At 61.0% G+C, this 25905-nt stretch carries 21 protein-coding genes, 1 tRNA gene and 1 pseudogene; 15 read left to right on the forward strand and 8 right to left on the reverse strand.

Annotated features, from left to right (window positions below; genetic code table 11):
• Positions 1 to 90 precede the first annotated feature (90 nt).
• The 3 genes and pseudogenes from lepA to NQ559_RS15220 all read left to right on the forward strand — a co-directional run bounded on the left by lepA (position 91) and on the right by NQ559_RS15220 (position 3940).
• Entirely contained in the window at positions 91 to 1881 is a 1791-nt protein-coding gene (lepA, locus tag NQ559_RS15210) for a translation elongation factor 4 (RefSeq protein WP_022333634.1), read from the forward strand.
• Between the two features lie 13 nt (positions 1882 to 1894).
• Positions 1895 to 3803: pseudogene (locus NQ559_RS15215) on the forward strand (AMP-dependent synthetase/ligase).
• A 65-nt stretch (positions 3804 to 3868) separates the two neighbouring features.
• A tRNA-Gly gene (locus tag NQ559_RS15220) sits at positions 3869 to 3940 on the forward strand.
• 181 nt (positions 3941 to 4121) lie between these two features.
• Here NQ559_RS15220 and NQ559_RS15225 read toward each other — a convergent pair.
• Positions 4122 to 4688: a DUF4251 domain-containing protein gene (locus NQ559_RS15225; RefSeq protein WP_022333636.1), complete on the reverse strand. Its 567-nt coding sequence runs from the start codon at positions 4686 to 4688 to the stop codon at positions 4122 to 4124.
• Between the two features lie 405 nt (positions 4689 to 5093).
• Here NQ559_RS15225 and NQ559_RS15230 point away from each other — a divergent pair, with 405 nt between their 5' ends.
• The 12 genes from NQ559_RS15230 to NQ559_RS15285 all read left to right on the forward strand — a co-directional run bounded on the left by NQ559_RS15230 (position 5094) and on the right by NQ559_RS15285 (position 16796).
• On the forward strand, positions 5094 to 6221 hold the full coding sequence (locus NQ559_RS15230) for an acyltransferase family protein (protein ID WP_018695944.1): 1128 nt from the start codon (positions 5094 to 5096) through the stop codon (positions 6219 to 6221).
• Between the two features lie 278 nt (positions 6222 to 6499).
• Positions 6500 to 7993 carry a glycerol kinase GlpK gene (gene glpK / locus NQ559_RS15235; RefSeq protein WP_018695943.1) on the forward strand — a complete coding sequence of 498 codons (1494 nt, stop codon included), beginning with the start codon at positions 6500 to 6502 and terminating at the stop codon, positions 7991 to 7993.
• Positions 7994 to 8005: 12 nt separating this feature from the next.
• Positions 8006 to 8749: an MIP/aquaporin family protein gene (locus tag NQ559_RS15240; protein ID WP_018695942.1), complete on the forward strand. Its 744-nt coding sequence runs from the start codon at positions 8006 to 8008 to the stop codon at positions 8747 to 8749.
• Positions 8750 to 8919: 170 nt separating this feature from the next.
• Positions 8920 to 9531, forward strand: a complete 612-nt coding sequence (locus NQ559_RS15245) for a TetR/AcrR family transcriptional regulator (RefSeq protein ID WP_018695941.1) — start codon at positions 8920 to 8922, stop codon at positions 9529 to 9531.
• Positions 9532 to 9607: 76 nt separating this feature from the next.
• Positions 9608 to 10432, forward strand: coding sequence for a class I SAM-dependent methyltransferase (locus NQ559_RS15250; protein WP_018695940.1), 825 nt, complete (start codon positions 9608 to 9610; stop codon positions 10430 to 10432).
• A 13-nt stretch (positions 10433 to 10445) separates the two neighbouring features.
• Positions 10446 to 12260, forward strand: coding sequence for an ABC transporter ATP-binding protein (locus NQ559_RS15255; RefSeq protein ID WP_018695939.1), 1815 nt, complete (start codon positions 10446 to 10448; stop codon positions 12258 to 12260).
• Positions 12261 to 12264: 4 nt separating this feature from the next.
• The gene (locus NQ559_RS15260) at positions 12265 to 12918 is read left to right on the forward strand and encodes a class I SAM-dependent methyltransferase (RefSeq protein WP_018695938.1); all 654 of its coding nucleotides are present in this window, start codon (positions 12265 to 12267) and stop codon (positions 12916 to 12918) included.
• Entirely contained in the window at positions 12915 to 14651 is a 1737-nt protein-coding gene (locus tag NQ559_RS15265; RefSeq protein ID WP_018695937.1) for an ABC transporter ATP-binding protein, read from the forward strand. The genes NQ559_RS15260 and NQ559_RS15265 overlap by 4 nt, the downstream gene beginning before the upstream one ends.
• 94 nt (positions 14652 to 14745) lie before the next feature.
• Complete coding sequence (locus tag NQ559_RS15270) at positions 14746 to 15237, forward strand: flavodoxin (RefSeq protein WP_018695936.1); 492 nt, start codon at positions 14746 to 14748, stop codon at positions 15235 to 15237.
• Positions 15238 to 15239: 2 nt separating this feature from the next.
• Positions 15240 to 15596 (forward strand): DUF2023 family protein, encoded by a 357-nt coding sequence (locus NQ559_RS15275; protein WP_018695935.1) that lies wholly within the window; start codon positions 15240 to 15242, stop codon positions 15594 to 15596.
• A 27-nt stretch (positions 15597 to 15623) separates the two neighbouring features.
• A complete protein-coding gene (locus NQ559_RS15280) occupies positions 15624 to 16211 on the forward strand; it encodes a hypothetical protein (protein WP_018695934.1) in 588 nt (195 codons plus the stop codon).
• A 6-nt stretch (positions 16212 to 16217) separates the two neighbouring features.
• Positions 16218 to 16796, forward strand: a complete 579-nt coding sequence (locus tag NQ559_RS15285) for a PepSY-associated TM helix domain-containing protein (RefSeq protein WP_018695933.1) — start codon at positions 16218 to 16220, stop codon at positions 16794 to 16796.
• A gap of 73 nt (positions 16797 to 16869) precedes the next feature.
• Here NQ559_RS15285 and NQ559_RS15290 read toward each other — a convergent pair whose 3' ends face one another.
• The 7 genes from NQ559_RS15290 to NQ559_RS15320 are packed head-to-tail and all read right to left on the reverse strand — an operon-like array spanning position 16870 to position 25707.
• Positions 16870 to 18096, reverse strand: a complete 1227-nt coding sequence (locus NQ559_RS15290) for a DUF4857 domain-containing protein (RefSeq protein ID WP_018695932.1) — start codon at positions 18094 to 18096, stop codon at positions 16870 to 16872.
• A gap of 18 nt (positions 18097 to 18114) precedes the next feature.
• Positions 18115 to 18786, reverse strand: a complete 672-nt coding sequence (locus NQ559_RS15295; protein WP_018695931.1) for a hypothetical protein — start codon at positions 18784 to 18786, stop codon at positions 18115 to 18117.
• An 11-nt stretch (positions 18787 to 18797) separates the two neighbouring features.
• A complete protein-coding gene (locus tag NQ559_RS15300) occupies positions 18798 to 19685 on the reverse strand; it encodes an ABC transporter ATP-binding protein (RefSeq protein ID WP_018695930.1) in 888 nt (295 codons plus the stop codon).
• Positions 19686 to 19692: 7 nt separating this feature from the next.
• Complete coding sequence (locus NQ559_RS15305) at positions 19693 to 20934, reverse strand: DUF4876 domain-containing protein (protein WP_018695929.1); 1242 nt, start codon at positions 20932 to 20934, stop codon at positions 19693 to 19695.
• 36 nt (positions 20935 to 20970) lie between these two features.
• Positions 20971 to 22515: a DUF6850 family outer membrane beta-barrel protein gene (locus NQ559_RS15310; RefSeq protein WP_018695928.1), complete on the reverse strand. Its 1545-nt coding sequence runs from the start codon at positions 22513 to 22515 to the stop codon at positions 20971 to 20973.
• Positions 22512 to 22928, reverse strand: coding sequence for a hypothetical protein (locus NQ559_RS15315; protein ID WP_018695927.1), 417 nt, complete (start codon positions 22926 to 22928; stop codon positions 22512 to 22514). Before NQ559_RS15315 ends, NQ559_RS15310 begins: the two co-directional genes overlap by 4 nt.
• 4 nt (positions 22929 to 22932) lie before the next feature.
• Positions 22933 to 25707 (reverse strand): TonB-dependent receptor, encoded by a 2775-nt coding sequence (locus tag NQ559_RS15320; RefSeq protein ID WP_018695926.1) that lies wholly within the window; start codon positions 25705 to 25707, stop codon positions 22933 to 22935.
• Positions 25708 to 25905 lie beyond the last annotated feature (198 nt).

Here is a 25905-nt window from a genome sequence, read left to right on the forward strand (position 1 = left end):
TCCGCTCCGGCGCATTTGCGGCCCGAGGGCGACCGCACCTTCCGTAAATCCAAAATATTTCGTATATTTGCACACATTTTTATGCGATTTATGAAAAACATCCGCAACTTCTGCATCATAGCCCACATCGACCACGGCAAGAGCACGCTGGCAGACCGCCTGCTCGAAAAAACCAACACCCTGAATCAGCGCGAAATGCAGGCGCAGGTGCTCGACGACATGGATCTCGAACGCGAAAAGGGCATTACGATCAAGAGCCACGCGATACAGATGGAATACACCGCCCGCGACGGGCAGCAATATACGCTCAACCTGATCGACACCCCGGGACACGTTGACTTCTCGTACGAAGTGTCGCGCGCCATCGCCTCGTGCGAAGGCGCGTTGTTGGTCGTCGACGCCACGCAGGGCATTCAGGCGCAGACCATATCGAACCTCTACCTGGCCGTGGGGCACGACCTGGAAATCATCCCCGTGCTGAACAAGATCGATATGGATTCGGCCATGATCGACGAGGTGAAAGACCAGGTGATCGACCTGATCGGCTGCAAGGACGAGGATATCCTGCTGGCCTCGGGCAAGACGGGGCTCGGCGTGGAAGAGGTGCTGGAGGCCATCGTGGGGCGCATACCGGCGCCGCAGGGCGACGAGAACGCCCCGTTGCAGGCGCTGATCTTCGACTCGGTGTTCAACCCCTTCCGCGGCATCATCGCCTATTACCGCGTATTCAACGGCACGCTCCGCAAGGGCGACCACGTGAAGTTCTTCAATACGGGCAGCCAGTACGACGCCGACGAGGTGGGCGTGCTGAAACTCAAGATGCAGCCCCGCACGGAGATCAGGGCGGGCGACGTGGGGTATATCTGCTCGGGCATCAAGACCTCGTCGGACGTCAAGGTGGGCGACACGATCACCTCGGTGACCGCCCCGGCAAAGGAAGCCATCGCGGGCTTCGAGGACGTGAAGCCGATGGTCTTCGCGGGCGTCTACCCCGTGGAGGCCGACCAGTACGAAGATCTGCGCGCCTCGCTCGAAAAACTGCAGCTCAACGACGCCTCGCTGACGTTCGAGCCCGAAAGCTCGCTGGCGCTCGGCTTCGGGTTCCGCTGCGGGTTCCTCGGACTGCTGCACATGGAGATCATCCAGGAGCGGCTCTACCGCGAGTTCGACATGGACGTAATCACCACCGTGCCCAACGTCTCGTACCGCATCACCACGACGCAGGGCGACGTGGTGGAGGTGCACAACCCCTCGGGGCTGCCCGAGGTGACGAAGATCGCCAAAATCGAGGAACCCTATATCCTGGCGCAGATCATCACCAAGGCGGAATTCCTGGGCAACGTCATCAAGCTCTGCATCGACAAGCGCGGCGTGATGAAGAACCAGACCTTCATCACGCAGGATCGCGTGGAGGTGAATTTCGACATGCCCCTCTCGGAGATTGTTTTCGACTTCTACGACAAGCTCAAAAGCATTTCGAAAGGCTATGCCTCGTTCGACTACCACCGCACGGGCTACCAGCCTTCGAAGCTCGTCAAGCTGGACATCCTGCTCAACGGCGAGCCGGTCGACGCGCTCTCGTCGCTGACCTATACCGACCATGCCTATGATTTCGGACGCAAAATGTGCGAGAAACTCAAGGAGCTGATCCCGCGCCAGCAGTTCGACATCGCCATACAGGCCGCGATCGGCGCCAAGATCATCGCCCGCGAAACGGTGAAGGCCGTGCGCAAGGACGTGACGGCCAAGTGTTACGGCGGCGACATATCACGCAAGCGCAAGCTGCTCGAAAAACAGAAGAAAGGCAAGAAACGCATGCGCCAGATAGGCAACGTGGAGGTGCCGCAGTCGGCATTCCTCGCCGTATTGAAAATGGATTAACCGGGAACAGACCATGAAGAAGACCATCATCGACCTTTTCGAGGACTCCGTCGTAAAGTACGGGGCAAAGACATTCCTGCTGGAGAAAAAACACAGGGCATTCGAACCCACGACCTACGCCGAGACCAAGGAGCAGGCGCTCGAGATCGGCGCGGGGCTGGCCGCGGCGGGCATACGCCCCGGGGACAAAGTGGCGATACTCTCGGAGGGGTGCAATGCATGGATCACTTCGGAACTGGGCGTCTTCTATGCCGGGGCGGTCAGCGTGCCGCTGTCGGTGAAACTCGAAGAGTCGAACGACCTGCTGTTCCGTATGCGCCATGCCGAAGTCAGGGCGCTGTTCGTATCGAAATACCAGCTCTCCAAGATCCGGCGCATACGCGCGGAGCTGCCGCAGGTGGAGCATATCATCGTCATCGGGCATATTCCGCTCGAAGCAGGCGAGACGGCGCTCGGGACGCTCCGGCGCATGGGCCGCGACTACCTGGCGGCAAACAGGGAGGAGTTCCTCGCAATCGGCCGTTCGATCCGCAACGACGACTACGCGACGATCACCTACACGTCGGGCACCACGGCCGACCCGAAAGGGCGTCGTGCTGACGCACCGCAACTATACGGCCAACGTCGAACAGTCGCTCTCGCGCATCGACATCCCGCCATACTACCGGACGCTCATCATCCTGCCGCTGGACCACTGCTTCGCGCATGTCGTGGGGTTTTATATCATGATCGCATGCGGGGCGACGGTCGCAACCGTGCAGGTGGGCGCCACGCCGATGGAAACGCTGAAGAACATCCCGCAGAACATCCGCGAGGTGCGGCCGCATTTCCTGCTGTCGGTGCCGGCGCTGGCCAAGAATTTCCGCAAGAACATAGAGTCTTCGATCCGCGCCAAGGGGCGTTTCACGGAACGGCTCTTCAATTTCGCGCTCCGCACGGCCTATGTCTACAACAGGGACGGGTACAGCAAGGGACACGGCTGGCGCATAGTGCTCTGGCCGCTGGTAAAACTCTTCGACGCGGCGCTGTTCCGCAAGGTGCGGGAAGCGTTCGGCGGGAGCCTCAGGTTCTTCGTGGGCGGCGGCGCGCTGCTCGACGCGGAGCTGCAGCGGTTCTACTACGCCATCGGTATCCCGATGTTCCAGGGTTACGGCCTCTCGGAAGCGACACCCGTCATCTCGACCAACTCGCCCAAGTACCACTGGCACCGGTTCGGGTCGTCGGGCAAGATACTGATCCCGCTCGACCTGAAGATCGTCGACGAAACGGGACGGGAGCTTCCCCGCGGACAGAAAGGCGAGATCGTGATCCGCGGCGAGAACGTCATGGCCGGATACTGGAAAAACCCCGAGGCGACGGCCGACACCCTGCGCAACGGATGGCTGCACACGGGCGACATGGGGTATGTCTCGGAAGACGATTTCCTCTATGTGCTGGGGCGTTTCAAGAGCCTGCTGATCGCCAGCGACGGCGAGAAATACAGTCCCGAAGGCATGGAAGAGGCGATCGTGGACAAGTCGCCCTACATCGACCAGATCATCGTACACAACAACCAGAGCCCGTTTACGGGCGCCATCGTCGTGCCGAACCGCGAGGCCTTGCGGCGCGAACTGGACAGCCGCGGGGTAGCGGCCGAAAAACGGGCGGAGACCGCGGCGGCGATCCTCGGCGGCGAAATAGACCGTTACCGTGCGGGCGGCATCTTCGGCGGGGAGTTCCCCGAACGGTGGCTGCCGGCGGGGCTGGCGATCGTAGACGAGCCTTTCACCGAACAAAACGGATTGGTAAACAGCACGATGAAGGTCGTACGCAACAAGGTCGAAGAACACTTCCGCGACAGGCTGGAATACCTCTATACACCCGAGGGGCGCGACCTGAAAAATCCGAAAAACCTGGCATCGCTGAAAAAAATTGTCGATTGATGTGAATTTGATACCCGGAAAACTTGAAAAATAAAAAAAAGCGGAGTATATTTGTACTCCGAAATGCGGGAGTAGCTCAGTGGTAGAGCATCAGCTTCCCAAGCTGAGGGTCGCGGGTTCGACCCCCGTTTCCCGCTCAGAAGAGGCCTCAAGGGGTCTCTTTTTTTGTGCACGGCGCCACGGCACAGCATGAGGCTGTCCTGCGAGTAGCCCAAAACAAAAATCACCCCCCGTCCGCAGCATGTTCGGACGGGGGTGAAGCCGTAAATCGGGGACTTGTTACGCAGTCCCGTTCAATGGCAAGGCAATGTCGGCCTGTCAGAAAGTGCGGCCCTGGAAAATATTACCCTCGGAGAGCGGCAGGAGTTCGCCCCGCAGCGTGATGCGCCGCGAGTTGAAATTGGGCGAGATGTCCACGCTGGCCTGGTTGCCCCCGTTGGGAAGGTTGATATAGACCTGTGCGGAAATCCCCGTGCCGATGACGTTCATCGACACACGGATGTTCCCCTTCTTGTCCACGCTCTGCCTGTAATCCGAGGTGCTGCCCGAGACCGTTACGCCGCCCAGGCCGTTGGGGCCGCTCACAGGGATGTCGAAAGCCACCTGCACGACGGCCTTGTCGCCCTGCACGGCGACGAAATTGGTATTGGACGAAACCTGCGCCGTCGAACCCGACTTGAAGCTCACCTGGTCGGCTTCGAGTACGAACTCCTTGGCCTCGATAGCCTTCCTGGCCTCCTCGAAAGCGAGCCGGTCGCGTGCGTCCTGTTCGGCCTTCATCTGCTTGCGGGCCATTTTCCTGGAATTCGCGTCCTGCGACTGGGCATAGCCCGTACCGGCACCGGCAAGCAGGATTGCAACGGTTAAAATCATTAGCCTTTTCATATCCGTTCCGATTTAATCTATTCTATCTCATATACAATAGCGTTGCCGGAGTCGGAATTATTATATAAAAAAACGATTTTATTGCCGGCGACAGCAGACAGGAGTGCCGCCGGGGGCTGAAACCGCATGCCGCAAAGCCTCCCCGCCACCCGCTCGACAGCGGCAGCAGGGGCGGCAAGGGCAAGGGCAGCAGCAGGGGTGGCAGAGGCAGCAGCAGGGGCGGCAAAGGCGGCAGCAGGAGCGGCAGAGGCGGCAGCAGGAGCGGCAGAGGCGGCAGCAGGAGCGGCAGAGGCGGCAGCAGGAGCGGCAGAGGCGGCGGATTATGTCCGAAGCGATTATTTGATTATCTTTGCCCGGTCTGCCGGGAGTTTCGGCAGGCGCGAACTACTAAACACAAACAAACGGATGTCAACTATTTCGGCGGCGGCATTTGCGGACACGAAGCCGCATTACGACATACTCGACGGATTGCGCGGAATTGCGGCGCTGACCGTCGTGTGGTTCCATATCTTCGAAGCCTTTGCGACCAGCCACCTGGATCAGAGGATCAACCACGGCTATCTGGCCGTCGATTTCTTCTTCATACTCTCGGGATTCGTAATCGGATACGCCTATGACGACCGGTGGAAAAAGATGACCGTCGCGGAGTTCCTCAAGCGCAGGCTCATCCGTCTGCATCCCATGGTCGTGATCGGTGCCCTGATCGGTGCCGTCATGTTCTATTTCCAGGGCTGCTCCGTGTGGGACGTGACCAAAGTCACGGTGCCGATGCTGCTGGCGGCGACGCTGATGAACGCCTGCCTGATTCCGGCAAGCCCAGGCACGGAAATCCGGGGGCTGAGCGAGATGTACCCGCTCAACGGCCCGAGTTGGTCGCTGTTTTTCGAGTACGCCGGAAATATCCTGTACGCCTTCTTCATCCGCAAACTTTCGACCAGGGCCCTTTCCGTCGTGGTTTTCCTGGCCGGGTGCGGGCTGGCGGCATTCGCCGTCTGGGGGCCGCTGGGCGACATCTGCGTCGGGTTCGCCATGACCGAAGAAAATATGGTCGGCGGTTCGCTGCGCCTGATGTTCGCGTTCTCGGCCGGCCTGCTGCTCTCGCGCGTATTCAAACCCGTGCATATCCGGGGCGCCTTCTGGATATGCAGCCTGTGCGTCGTCGCCCTGCTGTCGGTTCCGCGCATCGGCGGCAGTGAGAATTTGTGGATGAACGGACTGTACGATACGTTCTGCGCCGTCGTCGCCTTCCCCCTGCTGGTTTTTCTCGGGGCGTCGGGCAAGACCACCGACAAAGTCACCGCCCGGGTGTGCAAATTCCTGGGGGACATATCCTATCCCCTCTACATGGTACACTATCCCTTCATATACCTCTACTACGCCTGGGTCAAGAACGGCGACCTTACGTTCCGGGAGTCGCTGCCCGGTGCCCTGGCGCTTTTCTTCGGTTCGGTAATCCTGGCATGGCTGTGCCTGAGGCTGTACGACGAACCGGTGCGCAAATTTTTATCGAAGCACCTGCTGCGGAAGGGATAGCCCCGCAAGCGCCCCGGCCGGGAGCCATCCCGCAACGCCGCGGAATTCCCCGCAAAGCCACCGGGTTTTGCGGGGATTATATATGTATATAGGTACACGGCAAACAGGAGTGGGCGGCAGGGAACGCCCCCGGGAGGTTTCGAAAAAAAACTTATCGCTTTCGTTTCGAATCCCGGATATTTTTCATAGATTTGTAAAGGCCGCCGCAGGGAAGCCCCGGCATGGGGACGGAATGCGGACAAAAAACGGCAACGACGCATCTATAACAACTCGAATATATGGAACAGTACATTTTGTCATTGGATCAGGGGACGAGCAGTTCCCGTGCGATCGTATTCGACCGGAAAGGGCAGATATGCTCGATGGCACAGCGGGAGTTCACGCAGATATTCCCCAAGCCGGGATGGGTGGAACACAACCCGCACGAGATATGGTCGTCGCAGGCTTCGGTGATCGCCGAGGCGATCGCATCCATCGACATCAACGGCCTGAACATCGCGGGCATCGGCATCACCAACCAGCGGGAGACCACGATCGTGTGGGATTCGGAGACCGAAGAACCGGTCTACAACGCCATCGTCTGGCAGGATCGCCGCACCTCGGAGTACTGCGACCGGCTGAAGGCCGAGGGGCAGACCGAATTCATCCGGGAAAGGACGGGGTTGATCGTCGACGCCTATTTCAGCGCCACGAAGATCAAATGGATTCTGGACAACGTGGCGGGGGCGAGAGAGCGGGCCGAGAAGGGCAAACTGATGTTCGGCACCGTCGACACGTGGCTCATCTGGCGCCTCACGCGCGGCGAGGTGCACGTGACGGACGTGAGCAACGCCTCGCGCACGATGCTCTTCAACATCCATACGCTGCAATGGGACGAGGAGCTGCTGAGGCTGTTCGGCATTCCCGCCTCGATGATGCCCCAGGTGAAGTCGTCGAGCGAGGTGTACGGCGCGACGAAGACCACGATCTTCGCCCACAAGGTACCCATCGCGGGCATCGCGGGCGACCAGCAGGCAGCGCTGTTCGGGCAGATGTGCGTCGAGCCCGGGTCGGTGAAGAACACCTACGGCACGGGGTGCTTCCTGCTGATGAACAGCGGGGAAAAGCCCATCACATCGTCGAACAACCTGCTGACGACCATCGCATGGAAGATCGGCGACAAGGTCGACTACGCGCTCGAAGGGAGCATCTTCGTCGGCGGGTCGGTCGTGCAGTGGCTGCGCGACGGGCTGGGGATCATCCGTTCGTCGTCGGAGGTCGAAGCCCTGGCCGCTTCGGTACCCGACACCAACGGCGTCTATTTCGTGCCGGCGCTCACGGGGCTGGCAGCCCCGTACTGGGATCAGTATGCCCGGGGAGCCATCAGCGGCATCAGCCGCGGCACGACGGCCGCGCATATCGCCCGCGCGGCGCTGGAGGGGATCGCCTACCAGACGCTGGACATCGTGGGCGCCATGCAGCGCGACTCGGGCATCACGCTCCGGGAGCTGAAGGTCGACGGCGGCGCGGCGCGCAACAACCTGCTGATGCAGTTTCAGTCCGACCTGCTGGACACGCGCGTCATACGCCCGGGCGTGACGGAAACCACGGCGCTGGGTGCGGCTTACCTGGCCGGGCTGGCCGTAGGCTACTGGGGGAGCATCGACGAAATCCGGCAGCAATGGCAGGCGGAGCACGTATTCGAACCCACGGCCGACCGCTCGCAGATCGGGAAGGCCGTCGCAGGGTGGGAAGACGCCGTACGCAGGGTACTGCGCAACAGCAAAGACTAAAATACCGGGATTATGGAAATCACACTGTTTACCAAGTGCCTGTTCGAATTCATCGGGACACTGGTGCTCGTACTGCTGGGCGACGGGGTCGTCGCATCGACGGTACTGAAACAATCGAAAGGTTTTAACGGCGGATGGGCCGTAATCACGATCGCGTGGGGCCTGGCCGTGATGTGCGGCGTGCTGATCGCGGGCCCCTATTCAGGGGCGCACCTCAACCCCGCGGTCTCGATCGGGCTGGCCGTGGCGGGGTCGTTCCCGTGGGCGTTCGTGCCCGGGTACATCGCAGCACAGTTGCTGGGCGGTTTCTGCGGGGCCGTACTGGTCTATGTCTATTACAAAGACCACTTCGACGCCACGGACGACCCGGCGACCAAGCTCGGCGTATTCTGCACCATGCCTGCGATCATGGACAAGCCGCGCAACCTCTTCTGCGAATTCCTCGGCACGTTCCTGCTGGTGTTCGTAATCCTGGCCATCGGCAACGAACAGAACACCCCCGAAATCGGGATGGGAAGCCTCGGAAGCCTGCCCGTGACGATGCTCATCATGGCCATCGGCATGTCGCTGGGCGGCACGACGGGCTATGCCATCAACCCGGCGCGCGACCTGCCTCCGCGTGTGGCCCACAGCATCCTGCCCATCAGGGGGAAGGGCACGAGCGGGTGGGGTTACAGCTGGGTGCCCGTGGCGGGGCCCGTGCTGGGCGCACTCGCCGCAGGAGCGATCTACGGCTGCATCTACATCTGCAGCTGACCCGGATCGCAAATCCGGACACAAGCCGCCCTTTCCGGGCGGCTTTTTCCATGCGGGGGCACCCCGGGCTCCGTCCGACAAGGTAGGGCGGCGGGTGAAAATCATAACTATTCGGTATTGCCCGCACCGGGAAAGAGGGTTACTTTTGTAACAAAAGAAACCGATGCCGCATGCAAACGCCCAAAGAGGAGATACGCAACAGCCTGCTGGAGTCCGCCGGGAAACTGTTCCTGCGCAAAGGATTCCTGAAGACCTCGATGCGCGAGATCGCACGGGATGCCGGGGTGGGGCTGGCCAATATCTACAACTACTTCAGCAGCAAAGACGAAATATTCCGCACGGTAGTGCAGCCCGTAACCCTCGCTTTCGAGCAGATGGCGCACAGCCACCACGACAGCGGGGGAACGGACGTGCTGGAGATGTATGCGGAACCGTACCTGCGGAAAGTCACCGACGAATACGTCACGCTGATAAACTCGCACCGCAGGAAACTGGAAATACTGCTTTTCAGGGCGCAGGGCTCGTCGCTGGAGGATTTCCGCGAACGGTATACCGACCGCACGACAGCGGCGGTGAAGGAGTGGCTGGCGGGGATGAAACGCCGGCACCCGGCGCTGAACATCGCCGTCTCGGATTTTTCAATCCACCTGCACACGGTGTGGATGTTCACGCTGTTCGAGGAGATCATCATGCACCGGGTAAAGCCGCGGGAGATGAAGCAGGTGATTGCGGAATACATACGATTCGAAACCACGGGATGGAAGGAGCTCATGAAAATTTGAGCTCCTTCCTTTTTTTTGAACAAAATTGAATATCGTTCATTATTGAGCGGACTACCGAAACACAAAAACAGATAAGATGAAAGAGAAAATCGAATTCCAGAGCGTAGTGGCGGAAACACTGCTGATTCCGCTCTACATGCGGGCCAAGGAGAGCCGGCGCAGGGACGCCGTGCTGCACGACCCCGAAGCCGAACGGCTGGTGGCCCGGATCGCGTACGACTACGGCAAGTTCGACAAGGCTTGGATGAGCGCATTAGGCTGCGTGGTGCGCAGCCGCTATTACGACCAACGCGTAGAGTCGTTCATCCGCCTGAACGCACGGCCGGTGGTCGTGAACGTCGGGTGCGGGCTCGACACCCGGTTCCAGCGGATCGCCGAACGGCGCAATGCCGTATTCTACGAGTTGGATCTGCCCGAGGTGATGGCCATCCGCGAAAAGCTGCTCCCGGCACCGGCCGGCGACAACTACCTCGCAGGTTCGCTGCTCGACACGGAGTGGCTCGAAGGCCTGCGCACACGGCACCCCGACGGGCATTTCATATTCGTATTCGAAGGGGTGCTGATGTACTTCCACGAAGAGCAGGTGCGCACGGTGCTGCGCAATATCGTAAGGCGCTTCCCGGCGGGGGAGGTCTGCTTCGATGTCTGCGGCCCGATGATGGTCAACACGGGGCTGAAGCCCGACTCGCTGCGCAGGAATGCGGCCCAGATACGCAGCGGCCTGGCCGACGGTCATAAGGTGGAGCGGTGGGAGCCCCGCCTGCAACTGATCGAGCAACGCTCTTATATGGAATTCGCACGGCGCCGCTGGGGTCTGACGGGCATCTTTTTCAGGGCGTTCCCGCACCTGGCCCGCAAATTCAGTTCGCTGCTCGCATACAGGATCTCCGCGACGGAATAAAAAAACTGTGACCATGGAAAAACAAAAGACAAAACAGGGGCTGGCCCGGCTCTTCGAGATCGCCGGACAGCGCAAGGGGCTGCTGATACTGGCCGGCGTGTTGTCGGCCGCAAGCGCAGCCTGTATGCTCGTGCCCTACTGGGCCGTATACCGGATACTGACCGAACTGCTGGAAAATGCCGGGGATACGGGCGGCATCGACGCCGGGCTGCTGGTAAAGTGGGGATGGATCGCGTTCCTGGGGCTCGTCGGCGGGCTCATACTGCTCTACGCCGCACTGATGGCATCGCACGTGGCGGCATTCCGCATCCTCTACGGGCTGCGGGTCAGGCTCTCGGAGCATATCGGCCGCCTGCCGCTGGGCTACCTGAACGGCACCTCGACAGGCGCCATCAAGAAGACGATGGAACAAAACATCGAGAAGATCGAAAATTTCATCGCCCACACGATCCCCGACATGGTAAACGTCGTGGCGACGGTCGTGCTGATGTTCGCCATCTTCTTCTCGCTCGACGGATGGCTGGCGGCGGTCGGCCTCGCCGTGATCGCCGTGAGCGTCATCCTGCAATTCTCCAACTTCATGGGTAAAAAGGCCCAGGAGTTCACCCGGATCTACTTCGATGCGCAGGAGCGGATGTCGGCATCGGCGGTGCAGTACGTGCGCGGTATGCCCGTGGTAAAGATATTCGGGCAGAGCGTACGGTCGTTCCGGCAATTCAACGCAGAGATCGAAGCCTACAAGACCTATGCGCTGAAGGTCTGCGACACCTACCAACCGGGAATGGTAGCATTCACCGTGCTGCTCAACTCACTGGTAACCTTCTTCTTCCCGATCGGCATCCTGCTGGTGGGCGGATCGCCGGGCGACATCGCGCTGGCGGCCGTCTGGCTGTTCTTCATCGTCATGGGGCCGGGCGTAGCATCGCCCGTCTACAAACTGATGTACCTGGGCGGAGGCACGCGCGAAATCAACGAGGGCGTAGTGCGCATCGACCGTATTTTCGACCGCCGCCCCGTTCCCGAGCCGGCCGAGCCCCGGGTTCCCACGACCTACGACATAGAGTTCCGCCATGTGGGTTTTTCGTACTCGAACGAAGCCGAAGCGACCCGCACGGAGGCCCTGCGCGACATTTCGTTCACGGCACGGCAGGGAGAGATCACGGCGCTGGTCGGGCCCTCGGGTTCGGGAAAATCGACCGTGGCGAACCTGATCCCGCGCTTTTGGGACGTCGGGCAGGGCGAGATACGGATCGGCGGCATCGACATCCGGGAGATCGCTACGGAACGGCTGATGGACATCGTGTCGTTCGTATTCCAGGAGACATTCCTCTTCTACGACACACTCTACGAAAACATACGTACGGGGCGCCCGGATGCCACGCACGAAGAGGTCGTTGCGGCGGCGAAGGCGGCGCAGTGCCACGAATTCATCGAACGCCTGCCGGACGGCTATGCGACCCGGATCGGCGACAGGGGCGTCTACCTTTCGGGCGGCGAGGCCCAGCGGGTATGCGTGGCGCGTGCGATCCTGAAAAACGCCCCGGTACTGGTACTGGACGAGGCGACGGCATTCGCCGACCCCGAAAACGAGTGGAAGATGCAGCAGGCGCTGCAACACCTGATCAGGGACAAGACGGTCATCATCATCGCCCACAGGCTTTCGTCGATCGTCGCGGCACAGCAGATACTCGTCCTCAGGCAGGGGCAGCTGGTACAATCGGGGCGGCACGAAGTGCTGAGCAAGACCGACGGGGTATACAAAAAGATGTGGGACGCCTATACCGACGCGTTCCGCTGGCAGTTAGACACCAAAGAAAAAAGAGCATAGAATCATGGCAAAGAAGAGTTTCATCAACAAAATCCTGCAAAATACCCGCAAGCCCGAAGGGTTCTTCGGACGACTGGTTCTGCGGGGCATGAACCGGGGGCACGCATCGCTGGCGCGATGGGGCATGGGCTGCATGGAGTGGCAGGCCGATTGGAGCGTACTGGACATCGGATGCGGCGGCGGTGCCAACCTCGCGCAGATTCTCAAACGATGCCCCGCCGGCAAGGCGTACGGCATCGACCTGTCGCAGGAAAGCGTGGCATTCGCCCGCAGGAAGAACCGCAGGCTGCTGGGAACGCGCTGCTTCGTAGAGAGGGGCGACGTCGGGAAGTTGCCGTACGGCGACGGGACGTTCGGTGCGGTCACGGCTTTCGAGACGGTTTATTTCTGGGACGACCTTCCCGAAGCGTTCGCCGAGGTGGCGCGTGTGCTCAAGACCGGCGGCAGGTTCCTGCTGTGCAGCGAGATGAGCGACCCGGCGAACGAAATGTGGACGAGCCGCATCGACGGGATGAGGGTATATCCGGCCGAACGGCTGGAAACGCTGCTCGCAGCAGCCGGATTCGCGGATATCGCCGTATACCGGCGGGAAAAGGAGGAGTTGTGCATCGTAGCACGCAAACAGGCCCGAAACGACCAAAACGGAGGAAGGCGATGAATGCGATCAAGAATATTACGGTCGGCCATACGGAGCGTCTCCGCAAACCGGTCGGCTTCACGATGCTCGCCAACCTGGTCAACATCGTGCCGTTCTGCCTCTCGATCGAGGCGGTGAATGTCATTTTCCGGGCCTGCGACGGCAGCGGCACGCCGCTCGACACCGCACGGCTGTGGACGATCTTCGGGATACTGGCCATCTACATGGCGGCCATGGCACTGGCCGAACGCGCGGCTTACCGCGCCAATTTCCGGGGTGCCTACGAAATGAGCGCCGAAGGGCGCATCTCCCTGGCCGAGCACCTGCGCAAGCTCTCGCTCGGATTCCTGTCGCGCCGCGACCCGGGCGACCTGTCGTCGATGCTCATCACCGATTTCACGATGGCCGAGACGGGCATCTCACACCATCTGCCGCAGTTGATGGGGGCGATGGTGATGCCCGTGCTGGCATTCCTCACGCTGCTGTGGATCGACTGGCGCATGGCTACGGCGATGTTCGTGGCGCTGCCGCTGGCAATCGGCATCCTGTTGGCGAGCACCAGAATCCAGCAGAAACTGAGCAGCCGCCAGATCGCCGCGAAAATCGAAGCCGGGAACCGGCTGGAGGAGTACCTGCAAGGCATCCGGGTGATGAAGGCCTACAACATGGTAGGGGGACGGTTCGTCCGCCTGCGCGAGGCTTTCGCGCAACTGCGCCGCGCCTGCATCCGGCAGGAGGCACTGCTGGGGCCTTTCGTTCTGCTGTCGATCACCGTCGTACGGGCGGGGCTGACGCTGATGGTGCTGTGCGGGACATACCTGCTGCTGGACGGCACGCTATCGCTGCTGATGTTCGTGATGTTCCTGATCGTCGGCTCGCGCGTCTTCGACCCGCTGACTTCGGCACTGACGAATTTCGCGGAGTTCCGCTATTTTTCCATCGCGGGAGGGCGCATACTCAGCCTGATGGAGGAACCGGAAATGACGGGCAGCCGCAAAGCCCCAAAAAACGGCGACATCACGCTGGAAGGGGTATCGTTCGCCTACCGCGACAAGGAGGTGCTGCACGACGTATCGCTCACGCTGCCGCAAGGTTCGCTGACGGCGCTCGTAGGCCCGTCGGGAAGCGGAAAAAGCACGCTGATGAAACTCTGCGCACGGTTCTACGACCCGCAACGGGGACACGTGCTGTTCAACGGCGTACGGATGGACGAGATCGAACCCGAATCGCTGATGCGCCACATTTCGATGGTATTCCAGGATGTATACCTGTTCCAGGACACGATCCGCAACAACATCCGCTTCGGCAAGGCCGACGCCACGGACGAGCAGATCGTCGCCGCGGCAAAGAAGGCATGCTGCCACGACTTCATCATGCGGCTGCCCAAAGGGTACGACACGATGGTGGGAGAAGGCGGCTGTACGCTTTCGGGCGGGGAGAAGCAGCGGTTGTCTATCGCCCGTGCGATCCTCAAGGACGCACAGACCATCCTGCTGGACGAGGCTACCGCATCGCTCGACCCCGAAAACGAGGTCGAGGTACAGCGTGCCATCAATACCCTGATCGCAGGGCGCACGGTGATCGTGATCGCCCACCGGCTGAAAACGATCCGCAATGCCGACAACATCGTCGTCCTGGATCAGGGGCGGATCGCCGAGCAGGGGACGCACGACCAACTGGTCGCACACGGAGGGCTCTATGCCCGGCTGTGGGCCATACAGGAGCGGACGGCGGGGTGGAGTATCACCTCTTGACGGTATGCGGCGGGGCGAAAACCCCGAAAAATCGGTATTGCCCCGCCGCAAAAAATCACGTTACTTTGCACAAAACCAAAAAACAGCGAAAATTATGACCGGAATTTTTTATGGCAGCACGACCGGGACGACCGAGGCTGTTGCCGAAGACATCGCAAAACAACTGGGCGTGGCATCCGCCGACGTACACAACGTGGCGGACGCATCCGCCGACGAAGCCGACAAATACGACCTGCTGGTCGTGGGCTCCTCGACGTGGGGCTGCGGCGAGTTGCAGGACGACTGGTATTCGTTCCTCGACGCACTGAAGGCCAAAGACCTGACAGGCAGGAAGGTAGCCATATTCGGCTGCGGCGACAGCGGTTCCTATCCCGATACGTTCTGCGACGCCGTGGGACTGATCTACGACGGGTTGCAGGACACGGGATGCACGTTCGTAGGTTCCTACGCGCCCGCGGGCTACGGTTCGATCGCCTCGCTCATCGTGCGCGACGGCAAGTTCGTCGGGCTGGCCATCGACGAAAGCGACCCGGGCAAAACCGACGAACGGGTGGCGGCATGGTGCGGACAGATTAAAAACGAGTAGCCATGAGCGCCGAGGACTTCAGCCGCTACGGTTCGATGAAACTCTTCATGCACCACATCTATGAGTTTCAGAAAGGGGTACGCAGCCTGGTGCTGTGCACGATGTGCCGCACCTGTGCGTCACTGGTGTGCGATCGGCTCGACCGGCTGGGCATAGCCCATCTGACACAGCCGGTTACGGATAATAAGGTAAACCTTTACTTCGGCAACAGGCTTTGCCTGGACGCGGTGAAGACATTTGTCCACAAACCGCTCAACGAACTCTCGCCCGAAGAGGATTTCATGCTCGGCGCCATGCTCGGATACGACATTACGGGACAATGCGAACGCTATTGCAAACGCAAGGTGCGGACGGCATAGTCCCCCCGAACGACAAAACATAGAAAAATGAAAAAACTAATCGTATATCTGGTAATCGCCGCGGCGGCGCTCATGGCCGCAGGATGTGGCGGCAATTCGAACAACAGGAAGCAGGCGGCGGAAACGGCACAGGCCGCAACGGCACTCGAGGTGGACAACCTGCTCGCCGACGCGGAAAAGCTGACCGGGAAACAAGTCACCGTGGAGGGCGTATGCACGCATATCTGCCGCCACGGGGGCCGCAAAATATTCCTGATGGGTACCGACGACACACAAGTCATCCGGATCGAAGCGGGCGAAAAGATCGGTGCCTTCAAGCCCGAATGCGTGAACAACCTCGTCCGTGTGACGGGCACGCTGGTCGAAGACCGCATCGACGAAGCCTACCTGGCCGAATGGGAGCGGGAGGTCAAAGACCAGCTCGCCGAACAGCACGGGGAGGGCGAGGCCGGATGCAGCGCGGAACAGCAGGCCCGCGGCGAATCGGTGGCGAGCAGCGTCGGGGAACGCATCGCCGGCTTCCGGGCACGCATCGCCGACCGCAAAGCCAAGGAAGGCAAGGAATACCTCTCGTTCTACCACGTGGAAGGGGGCAATTACGAAGTCCTGGAATAGGAGGGCATGGGAAAGACCAAATTCATGTCCGCCGTAAGAAAATGGAGCAGGCCGGTTCACCGCGACCTCTCCTTTTTCTTTTCGGGCGTATTGCTGATCTATGCCGCTTCGGGGTTCATGCTCAACCACAAGCGCGATTTCAACTCCGACTATTCGATCCGCAGGCAGGAGGTGACGCTGCCGGAAACACTGCCCCGGACACAGCAGCAGTGGACCCGCAGGGATGCCGAAGAGGCGCTCCGCCTGGTGGGCGAGCAGGGAAACTACCTGAAACACTATTTCCCCGAGCAGGGGCAGCTCAAGGTATTCATCCGCGGCGGCAGTTCGCTCACGGCCGACCTCACGACGCGCAAAGCCGTGTACGAGTCGATCCGCAAGCGGCCGCTGCTGAGCAGCATGAACCGGCTGCATTACAACCCGTCGCGCTGGTGGACGGTGTTCTCGGACGTATTCCTCGCGAGCCTGGTGGTAATCGTCGTCTCGGGGCTGGTGATGCTGCGCGGCCCGAAAGGGCTGTGGGGGCGCGGCGGGATAGAACTGCTGGCGGGGATACTCATCCCGGTATTGTTCATGTTTTTCGCCTGACGACGGAAAGCGAACCCCTAAAAAAGGCGGCTGTCGAACGACAGCCGCCTTTTACATGCGATAACCGGGGGTGCTACGCCCTCGGGGGTTCCAGCACCAGCAGGGGAATGAACAGGAAAAGCCCGAAGAGCACGATGCCGGCAATGCGGAGCACCCGTTTGCCGGGCGGCACGCGGCGGCGCAGCACGGCATAAACCACGGCCAGCACCGCCCCCAGCCCGAAGGCGAGACAGGAGAAATCGGCAAGGCGCGGCTTCACGTAGCCGTCGAGCGGCGAGGTGAACGACAGGCTGAAGGGAAAAAGGTACTCTGCCCGCCGTTCCCACGTTTGGGCGGCGGATCGAGGCACGTATTCGTCGGCACGCGAGTAATCGCGCGCATTGACCGCCACGAGCCGTTCGGACTCGGGCGCCTGCACCGTCACCGTCCAATAGAACATGTCGCCGATAATCATCATCCCTTCCCGCGCGGGGTCGAACGTCCCGACGGGCAGCTCATGCAGCGAATAATCCTCGGCCTCGAGGGCGTAGAAGCGGTTGTCCTTGTCGACCAAAAAGCCGAACAGCCGGTGGTCGGCATATTCCGTGACGAAGATATGGCGGATCCCCAACTCAGCGGGAATATCCGTACGGCGGACGAACGGACGACCTCGCATCTGCTTGAGGTGATAGACCTTAAAATCGTTGTCGACAATGAAATAACCGTTGTCATAGTCCTTGCGGGTCGAGGCATTGCCGGCGATGACGCGCGCGGGGAATGCGAAGCCCTTGTCCTTCATCACACGGGTGAAGGCATCGCTCTTGGCCCGGTCGAGGGTATTGGTAGCCATGTCCACGAACTCGATCCCATCCCCCGTGATGCGGAACACGTCCGTGGGGGATTTGAAATCGACCCGCGCGGGCATCGACTCCAGCAACTGATAGAGCCCGGGCTTGCGGCGGTTGATCTCGGAAGGGGAGCTGCGGAAGATGAAGCCCGAGCGCTCGGCGTCGCGGACATCGACCGCAACGCCCTCGATGCGGGACGGGAAACGCCCTTCGGAGGCAAGCTGGCGGTAGTAGAACATCGGGAGGATGCTGTCGAACTGGTGTTCGGTGTAGGTATTGCCCTTGAAATCGCGCCCGGCGATCTTTCCCTCCCCGTCGTAGGAAATCGACGCGAAACTATGCGTCACGCAGCTGTAAAGGGTGAAGGGCGACCACGACGGCGATGCGAAGAGGAAGGTGTAGAACCACGGCAGCAGCCACGCCAGCAACAGCGTGGCGAGGAGGATGACGGCGGTCTTGATAGTCTTTATCATAAATCCGTTATTTTCGTTTTAATCCTGACACCCCTGCTTGAAACGATAAACCGAGAGCAGCGGGAAGAACAATACGCACAGTAGCAGCGCGAGCAGCCATGGCAACATGCCGTCGTAGGCCTGCGGGGTTTCCGACAGGAAGAAGAGGCGGCATACGCCCACGGCGACCAGGATGTCGGCGACTCGCCGCCGCCACGTCGGTTCGAGGCATACCCAGGCCGCAAGCGGATAGAGCGCCAGCCCGGCCAGGTACCACGGAAGCGAGGTCAGCAGGATGCGGGAGACCAGCTCCGGGGCGAGCAGGGTGTGGAAGTAGCACCACAGCACGAACGCCTGCACGGCGGACAGCACGGCCAGCGCCGCAAGCCCGACGCCCATCATCAGCAGGATCATCTTCCGCTGCGGGAAAGGCAGGTGCAGGGTGAGTTTCAGACGCTTGTGGGTCATCTCGGGAATGAACTGCACCAGCGCCAGCAATACGCCCAGCAGCACGGGCAGGTATTGGAGGATGTCGATGAAGACGACCTCCTTTTCGAGCATGACTTCCCAGATGTGGGCAGCCCCCTTGAAGGTTATTACGCGCTGAACCCGCAGCAGGGCATAGGCCGTGAACCCGGCAAGGAACAGGGCCGCCACGAGACAGAACCAGCGCATCTTGATCCACTCTTTGTAAAATATGGCTTTGATCATAGTATCGCGGTTTAATATTTTCCGGTCAGCCCGATAAAGGCGTCTTCGAGGTTCATCGCCTCGGCTTTCAGGTCGCCGCAGGCGATCCCGGCGCGCTGGAGCACGCCCTGCACCGTGGCGGGCGAATCGAACGAATAGAGCTCGGCGCGGCCGTTCAGCACGGCGGGATGGTAAATGCCCGACCCGGCGGGAAGCACCACCCCCTGCTGCACATCGAACGTATAGCGGCGGAATGTGGCGAGCAGTTCGGCCACGGGCATCTGCACGAGGATGCTCCCGTAGTCCATGATGATGCAGTCGTCGACGAGTTTCTCCATGTCCTGGATGATATGCGACGTGAGGAAAACGGTTTTCTCCTCGCCCTGGGCGTATTCGCGCAGGTATTCCACGAACAGGCGCCGGTAGCCGGGGTCGAGCCCCATCGAGAAGTCGTCGAGTACGAGCAGCTCGGCATCCTGCGCCAGGATGAGCCCGAGCGCCACCTGGGAACGCTGGCCGCAGGACATGCGCGAAATACGCTGCCGCGGCGCCACGCGGAGCTTCTCCATCAGGCCGTAGTAGGCGTCGCGGTTCCAGCGCGGATAGAACTTCGAATAGAAACGTTCGATCTGCTCGATGGTCATGAAGGCGTACTGCACATGCCCTTCGATGAGCAGGGCGATGCGCGCCCGCGTCCGGGGAGACATCGTGCGGATGTCTTCGCCGAAGATCAGGCACTCGCCGGCACGGGGCCGGAGGTAACCGCTCAGGATGTTGATCGTGGTGGTCTTACCGGTGCCGTTCTTACCCAAAAGTCCGAGGATCCGCCCGCGCGGAACCTCGAAACTCAGGTCTTTATAGATCAGCCGCTCCCCGTAATAATGGGTCAGGTTGCGGCATTCGATTACGGAATCCGTCATGGGAAGGTCAGTTCTTGAGCGACGGCGTGGCCTCGGGCGTGAAGTCCGTGGTCGAATTGTTCGTATCCATGTAGTAGGGCGCAGAGGTCGTGCTCACCGCTTTGCGGCGGACGCTCTTGCCGAAGCGGGTTTCATCGCCGTCGATCTTGCCGCAGTAAGTCCAGCCCGCATCGAGCAGCGGCGAGGTGACGATCCAGGCGAACATTTCCTCGATCGAGAGGTTCACCACGTCGACGATCCACGAATTGGGGACTTTCCAGAAGTCGTCGCTCATGGGGAAGGTGCCGTAGTCGGGGACGACCATATCGTACTCGACCGTATAGGCGTAGTCCGAGGCGAAGCTCTCGGCGGTCACGCCTTCGCCCAGGCGGCCGATCGCATAGGTATAGAAACCGCGGTTATGCCATGTCCAGAAGTCGTCGGCGAAGAGCGTCGTCACGTTGGGGACGTTGGGGTTGTCCATGTCCTCGTCGTCCAGCGAGTTGAAATACTCGAACGTCGCGCCCGAGAGATCCAGCGACAGCGAATTGAACTCGGTGTGGTCGATGGCCGTGTCGGCGATGACGACCGAAGCGCCCGGGGCCACAGGGTAGTCCGTACCCGAACCGGGCAGGATGAGGCCGCCGTCGACGGTGAAATAATCCGACATGATGTCGGGCGTATAGTCGTATTTATCCACCGTCATGAAGGCCGACTTGAAAATCACCAGCCCGTCGGCGTAGAGCGTCCTGTCGGAGTTGTTGGTGATCTTCATATACTGGTCGCCGTAATAGGGCATCCCCTCGGGGGTCTCGGTTCCGGTATAGAAAATCTCCTCGATGACGAAATCATCGGATTTCATCGCAGCCACGGTCGTCTCGACGGTCAGTGTGTTCGATGCGGCCGACACGGCGACCCCTTCGCGCGAGGCCTCGATATCGCGGTCGGCCGTCTTGCCGTCGACCGTGTAGCTGATCTTTCCCGACACGGCGATGTTATACGACCCCTCCTCGAGGGTCGCACCGACCTCATAGGCACCGCTTCCCGCCGACGCGAATTCGGTGACGCGGACGACATCGCCCGTCGCAACCCGGGTGAAGGCCACGTCGACGGAAGATAGCTGCGGATCGGTCAGGCTGATCGGCATGTTCAGTTTGAGGGTGAAATCCACGGGATCGGCCCCGGTTCCGGGTTCGTTGTCCGAGCACGATGCGGCGCCCAGCAGGATGCCCGAAGCCGCGATTGCATAGAAAAGATGTTTGATACTCATAGGTTTAAAAAATTATTTAGGTGAATATTATCCGTTTCAGAACGCAATGCCGCAGGCAACCCGCGCATGGTGCGCCGCCGTGTTGTCGCCGTAAAGCCCGCCCCCGTAATCCGCCGCGAGGAAGAGCGACATCCGGCGGCGCAGCGCGTAATCGGCACGCAGCCCCAGCCGGAATGTAGCGGCATCCTGCCGCAGGCGGCCGTAGTCGTACTGCACCATGCGGACGAGCGGCGCGGCGAGGTCGGCGACAGGGAGCGTGAGGTCGGAATCCAGGCCCGCGGTATAGCCGCCTCCGGCTTCAAGGCGCAGGAGCAGGCTGCGGCGTTGCAACACGCAGCGGAAATCGACACCGCCGCCGGCACGGGTAAATTCCATGTTCTGGGCAGGGTAGAGGTAGTCCGATGTCCGGCGCCGGTATTCGCCCCACGGGCAGACGTACCACGCATGGCCCGCCGCCTCCACGCCGAACACCGCCTCGGCGCGCCCCTGCAGGGCGCTGTATTCGAACAACGTCAGGAATCCCAGCGTCCCGCTCCCCTGGGAAGAGTTGTTGTCGTCCACGATGCCCTCATCCCCGCGGCGGTAGTCGTAGCGCGCCTTCAGGGCGACGCCCCAGCGCAGGCCGTTTCCCGAGCCCCCCAGCCAGGCGGCCTCGGCATGGAACGACCGGGGAACGACCTTCTGCAACACCAGGTCGGCACTGCCGGGCAGCTCCTTTTCGATGTGCAGGTACTCGTACCCCGCCGCAAGGTGCAGGCCCCCGCGCCCCGCATCGGGCACCAGCGCGAGCGTCAGCCCGTAGCCGCTGCCACGATATCGGGTCTGGGAGTTCGCATTGCCCTCGAACCCGGCGTAATGCGACCCGAGGCCCGAGAGGTGGTAGACGCCCTTCTCGCCGGCGGAATGGGCGTACTGTATCTGGGAACCCGATTGCTTGTAGACGCGGAGTGCGGCCGAAAGCCCCAGGCGGTAGTTCCCCATCCGCACGGAAGCGCCGGCGCCGGCGTCGATGTCGATGGCGACGTTCCGGATCCGGGGATCGGAGTCGCGGTATTCGTGCAGGGCGCGGGCACCGGCCTCCAACGCCCAGGTATACCTGCCGCTGCGGTGCCCGTAACCGCCGCCGAAAGTGTACTCTTCAGAGGTGAGATCCCCGCCAATGGAGTCGGCGACGACATAGGGGAAGACCAGGTCGTAGTCCGACGAGGCGTTCCACACGACGTTGCGTTTGGCACCCCGGAGGTAACCGGCATCGCCCCAGACGGTACCCTTGCCGGAGATATGTTTGTAGCTCCCGGCCGAGAAGCGGCCGAAATCGCCGCCGTCGCCTTTTTGCTGTTCGAGGGCTTTCTCCTCGCGCCGCATTTCGTAGCCGACCGAAATTTCGGAGAGGGAACCGGCGAAGGCTTCGCTGCGGAGCGCCGGAGTCGCATAGGCCGTAGCCGCGAGTGCCGCGACGGGCGACGCATGTTCGCGCTGGGTGCGGAACAGCGAGGCCGAATCGGTCTGCTGCGCAAAGGCTGCGCCGGTGGCTGCAAGCCCCGTTGCAGCGAACAGTATGGTGCGCAGAATTCCCATCATCGGTCGGCACCGGCGCTCCCGGACACCGCGTTTTCATACCAGAGCAAATCGACTGAGACGGATTCCGCATCGCGGAGCAACGCCGCCCGCGCATCGGCCGTCACCTGCCGCATGTGCGATTCGCCGGTGGATTTGACAATGTATTCGACAGTGCTGCCGCTGCCGATCTTTATCGAATAGATCCCTTTCTGCAACCGGATCGCGAGCACCCCGTCGCGGAAATCGGACGAGGAGACCGAACGCCTGGTATTGGCGTTGGTGAACACCGCCGTAGCCTGGAAGCGCACCATCTGGAGGGAATCGGGCAGGACGGCCGTAAGCGTCGCTTCGGTGAACAGGGCCTCCGTATTCTTTTCCACACAGGAACAGAGCACGGCACAGCACGGGAGCAGGGTGAACAATATCTTCTTCATAGCGTCATAGCCTGAAATTAACTTCCATTCCGAAATAAGGGGATGCATGGCGGCGTACGCGCACGCCGTCGATCTTGTAGCTCGGCATGTAATTGAACATCTGCGTAATGAACATGGCCACCATCACCTTCTCGCGGAAGAGCTTTTTGGTGACTTTCAGGTTGGTAGTCATGTAGAAAGGAATGTTTTCCCAACGGAAGGCCGCCTGGTTGTAGGAGCGGACGAGCCACTTGAGGTAGGGATCGGCGGCCGATTCGTCGGTGTAGTCACGGACGACCCCGTCGGGGCCGAAATAGGCGAACGGGCGGCTGCTCTTGGCGCCGTTGTACTGCCGGTAGTGCCACCGGCACTGGAACGTGAACGAGAAGCCGAGCCCCAGGCGGGGAATGTCGGTGTCAACCATGAAATTGGTATGCCACATCTCCCGGATGTAGTTGCCGTCGGAAGCATAGATCCCGGTGTAGACATACGGCTTGCCGTTGATGACCGTCCCGGGATTTTCGTATACCGGGTCGCTGTTGCCGTATTCGGTGCGGAACCAGGCTCCGGTGACCGTCAGACGGGTGCGCAGGGACTCGATGCGCTGCGAGGAGAAGGTGAATTCGACGCCCCGCTTGCGGGTGCGGCTGCCGTTGGTCGCCACGCCCGCCGCACGCACCAGCGTGTCGACCGTGTAGGGCATGCCTTCGAGCGAAGGGGGCCCTTCGAGCTGGGAATCGTCCACGCCGCTGTAATCGTACTGTTTGCGGGTATAGCTCGCATAGCGGTTCGCCGTGCGGAACCCCGACTTCATGTCCTCCTCGAAATAGGTGAGCGAAAAGCGGTTGCCGTCCAACGTCACGTCGCCGCGCACCTCCCATTTGAAATTGCGCGCGGCGCCGAGCGAATAGTTCGTCGGGTCGACGACATAGGTCACCATGTTGATGCGGCGGAAAGCCGGGTTGGCGTGGTAATAATTGAGCTGCTGGAAATCGTAGTAGAGCGGTGCGGGGTAGAGCTGATCCATCGTCGGCGTCTTGGTATGCCATCCGACGCCTCCGGAAACGGCGGTTTCGAGCGTACGGCGGCCGAGCTTCAACACCGGGAACGCGAAACGCGCGTTGAAACGGGGATCGAAATAGAACCTGCCGCGCAGGGCGTATTCCCGCGACAGGTTGAGCATGGTGGTGGCGCGCACGCCGGCCATCACTTCGAGCCGCGAGCGGCCGAGGGCGACCGTCGTATTGTCCTCGACGAACAGGCCGAGGTCGTGCTGTGCCGGAATGTCGCTGTAGGCCCGCGGGCGCGTGGCGGCGTCGGACGAAAGGGGGTGCAGCATGTCGTATACCTGCCCGCGCCCGAGGTTCTTGTCCAGCGCCCAGTCGGCTCCCGCAACGATGGTGCTGGAGGTCGCGGCGGTCTTGACCCCGAAGGTGGCCAGTGCCTTGGCATAGGCGTTCAGGGGCTGGCCGTCGACCGTCAGGTCGGCAATGTAGCTCGCTTCGAGGAACTGGGCGTCGTGTTCGCCCGGGGCGAGGCTGTTGGGCACGGCCGTAGGGCGGGTCACCTGCATGAACTTCCGGCGCTCGATGCGGTCGCGCGAGTAATCGACCGAAGCGGTGGCTTCGAAGGAGCGGAAGAAGCCCTCCTTCTTCGAGGTGTAATCGAAACCGACGCTCAGCGCGAAGCGGTTGTATTTGGATTTGAAGTCGTCGAGATTGCCGTTGTTGCTCTCCGGGTCGACTTTCCGGTTGTCGAACGACCCGGTATAGTCGAGGTTCGTACCCAGTGCGAGGGTGTGATCCGGCGAAGCGTCCCAGGTTTTATGGATGCGCAGCGACCCGGTCATGCGCTTGTAGTTTTCGAGTTTGTTGCGCGGGTCGGCCTTGGAGTCGAGCAGATCGGCGCCGATATTGACCGTGAGGCCGCGGTCGGGAATTTCGAAACCCTTGCCGACGGAGAAGAGTTTACTGTCCATATCCGCCTTGAAACGGGCGGTCAGCGCCTTCCCGCCCCGTTTTCGCTCGATCTTCACCAGACCGCTCGTCAGGTCGCCGTACTCGACCGAGGGGATACCGCGGACGATCTCGACATGCTGGATCTCGTCGGTGGAGATCGACCGCATGTCAACACCCTTGTTTATAAACAGTTTGCGTTCGAGGAGCTGGTCGGCCCCGGGAATATACTGCATGTTGGCGTCGTTGCGCATGGGGGCGCCGTCGATGACGAAAGAGGTACCGAGGGACGAAGTGGCGTAATCGTCATTCGAAATGCCGATCTCGCGCAGATGGATCGTATTGGGCGCCGACAACACCGGCGACGAGGAGGAGCCGCCCGGAAGCAGTGCAAGCAGGTCGGCGAAACTCGACGGCTGGATGTGCTCCATCGCCTTGCGGTCGATCACCGAGGAGCTGGTGACCCCCTTCGATTCGGAGGCCGTGACGACGACGTCCTGGATGGAGACGGAGGCGATACGAAGGCGCACCGTATGGTACTGGTCGCGCGCCTCAACGGCCGCAACCGACATGTGCCGCGGTTCGTACCCGACGAACGTAATGCCGGCATCGTACATGTCGGCAGGAAGCGTGAAGACGCATTTACCGTCGAGACCCGTCGTCGCGGCGTACATCTTCCCGTCCGCATGGGCTTTCAGCGCGATGGTGGCGTAGGCGAGCGGGGTATGCAGCGAATCGGTGACTTCGAACACCACCTTGCCGCCCGCCGCAGGCTGCGCGCTGGCCGGGCACGAAAGCAGAAGCACGCCGAAAATGAATGTCAGGCAATGTAAGATTCGCGTCATAATTTCTGTTTGCAGAGTGGGACAAAGGTAGGCCTGCCCCGGAAACGGCACAATCGCCAGTTTTAGGTAAATTTCCGGCGGAACTCATCAAAAATAGCGAGCCCGGGCCGGATGAAAGCAGTGGGCGGCAGAAGCGAGGAGGTGAGCTCGCAACGGGTAAAGGAGCACAGGGCGCGGCTGGGTACGGCCGGAAATGGA

This window comes from Alistipes onderdonkii (assembly GCF_025145285.1).
In the GTDB taxonomy this organism is placed as follows: Bacteria; Bacteroidota; Bacteroidia; order Bacteroidales; family Rikenellaceae; genus Alistipes; species Alistipes onderdonkii.